Origin of the sequence: Streptomyces glaucescens (assembly GCF_002154375.1) — a bacterium.
In the GTDB taxonomy this organism is placed as follows: Bacteria; Actinomycetota; Actinomycetes; order Streptomycetales; family Streptomycetaceae; genus Streptomyces; species Streptomyces glaucescens.
Window position 1 is genome coordinate 1 of sequence record NZ_MUND01000896.1, and the last position, 2,027, is coordinate 2,027.

General features: G+C 72.9%; 3 protein-coding genes and 1 pseudogene. 2 read left to right on the forward strand and 2 right to left on the reverse strand.

Annotated elements, in window-relative coordinates:
- Together CCN42_RS38990 and CCN42_RS38995 are read right to left on the reverse strand one after the other, a co-directional pair.
- On the reverse strand, positions 1-564 hold a 564-nt coding region (locus tag CCN42_RS38990; RefSeq protein ID WP_143662192.1), incomplete at its 3' end, for a glycosyltransferase.
- 49 nt (positions 565-613) lie between these two features.
- A complete protein-coding gene (locus CCN42_RS38995) occupies positions 614-859 on the reverse strand; it encodes a hypothetical protein (protein ID WP_086741919.1) in 246 nt (81 codons plus the stop codon).
- A gap of 230 nt (positions 860-1,089) precedes the next feature.
- On the opposite strand from CCN42_RS38995, the gene CCN42_RS39000 reads away from it, so the two are divergent.
- Positions 1,090-1,329 (forward strand): chaplin, encoded by a 240-nt coding sequence (locus CCN42_RS39000; RefSeq protein WP_086741920.1) that lies wholly within the window; start codon positions 1,090-1,092, stop codon positions 1,327-1,329.
- Positions 1,330-1,562: 233 nt separating this feature from the next.
- Positions 1,563-2,027: pseudogene (locus CCN42_RS39005) on the forward strand (hypothetical protein); the annotation flags it as partial.

Consider the following 2,027-nt stretch of genomic DNA (forward strand, 5'->3'; position numbering starts at 1 on the left):
GCCAGGGTCGGGGCCGGCGGGACGGAAGCGGTGCGGGTCGACCCCGTTGGGGATCACCGCCCAGCGCCCGTCGATCCCGGCCCGCAGCCCGGTCGCCCGCTCCGCCTCGCTCACGCACAGCGTCCGGTGCGCCCACCGGGCCCCGTGCCGCTCCCAGACGAGCGCCAGCGCGCCGGTGACCCCGCCGACCGCCTCGAACGACCAGGCGTGCGGCTGGAACACGGTCGGGATCCGCCCACGCACCGCCAGCCGCCCGGCCAGCCCCGCCTTGGCACTGTGGGCGTGCACCAGATTGGGCCGCACCTCGGCGACGAGGCGGGCCAGCTGCCGTACCTCACCGGCGAGCGAGGGGCCGGGCGCCCGGGTGGCCCGCCACGTTCGTACGTCGGCGCCCGCCGACCGGAGCCGGTCGGCGAGGCCGCTTTCGGGGCAGCCGACGGTCACCCGCATACCGGCCGCGAGCTGAGCCGCGGTCAGGTCGGCGACGACCCGGGCCACGCCGCCGTCGACGGGCTGGGTGAGATGAAGGACCCGCGGCCAGGGGCCGGGTGCTGACTGGTGCATGCGCGGTTCCTCGCTCATGGACGTCGCTCGGTACGGGCGGGAACGCGCCTCACTTCCGTGAGCCGGCGGCGATGAGAAGCACGTCGAACCAGGCCGCGTCCGGCTGTGGAACGAGCCGGGAGCCCGGCTGGTCACCACCGTTGCCCACGGCCTCACGGATGACGGACGGGTCCGGGGTGCGGCCGTGGGTGCCCGTCCGGCGACGGCGAGCGAGCCGCCCCCGGCCGCCGGGTGCCGCGATCGGGGCCCGCCCGTCGTCCTGTGTCGGCTTCCGCTCGCCCAGGGAGTTGCGCATGACCGGCTGTGGCCTTTCGTGCGATTGGCTGGCTATACGGGTGCGTCGCGTGATCCGCAACTCTAATCGCTATCTGTATTAATCCGGCGAAACCCGACAAGTGTGTCGGAATGGTGAAGTGCACCCTCGGTGAGATCACTCCTTCGGAGGCAGAACCCAGGCGCCTCCTGCGCGTTGACACAGCGCCGGGCATCCGCCCGGATGTGTGTCAACCCAAGGAGCACCTCTCCATGTCGCGTATCGCGAAGGGCCTGGTTCTGACGTCCGCCGCCGTCGCCGCGGTTGCCGGCGCCACCGGTGTGGCCGCCGCCGACGCCGGCGCCAAGGGCGCGGCCGCCCACTCCCCGGGCGTGCTGTCCGGCAACGTCGTCCAGGTTCCGGTCCACGTCCCGATCAACGTCTGCGGCAACACCGTGAACATCGTCGCCGCGCTGAACCCGGCGTTCGGCAACGTCTGCGTCAACGACTGACGTCGTCTCACCCCTTCACGGCCGGCCACCCTCCCGGGGGGAGGGTGGCCGGCCGTGTGTGCCGACCCGAATGGAGGGTGCGGGTGCCGACATGGCGTGCGGTGCTTCACGTACCCCCTCACCAGGGGTGATGCCGACGAGGACAAGGTGCACGGAAAGTACGTGCCGGTTGCAGGCAGCGATGTCCGCTCGCACGGTGGACGCAACGCCCGACGCAACCGGAAGGAACACTCATGCGCGGTCTGCCCGTTCGGCGCATCGCCTCCACCACCCTCTGCGCCACCGTCGTCCTCGGGATCGCCGGACCGACCGCGCAGGCGGCCGACCACGACACCGCACGCGTCCGAGCCGCGTCCGGGACGGCCCTTCCCGGTGCGGAGCAGCTGCTCGCCCGGACCAGATCGCTCGGCGACCTCGGGACCGTGCTCGACCCGGTCACCGTCGTGCTCACCACCGTGCTCAAGGCCGACGTCGGCCGGCTCTCCGACGCTCAGGCCGGCAAGCTCGCCGAGGCGGTGAAGCAGTCCATCGCCCAGGCCACCGCACTGACCCCGGCGACGCCGGCCCCCGATGCCTCGGCTTCCCCGGCGGTTCCGTCATCTCCGGTGGCTCCGTCATCTCCGGCGGTTCCTTCGTCCCCGGCCGGCCAGGCTTCCCCAGCGGATCAGGCCTCTCCAGCGGCCCCTGCCTCTCCGGCG

Coding starts and splice junctions, on each gene's coding strand:
- CCN42_RS38995 (WP_086741919.1), bottom strand. CDS start 859: ATGCGCAACTCCCTGGGCGAGCGGAAGCCGACACAGGACGACGGGCGG.
- CCN42_RS39000 (WP_086741920.1), top strand. CDS start 1,090: ATGTCGCGTATCGCGAAGGGCCTGGTTCTGACGTCCGCCGCCGTCGCC.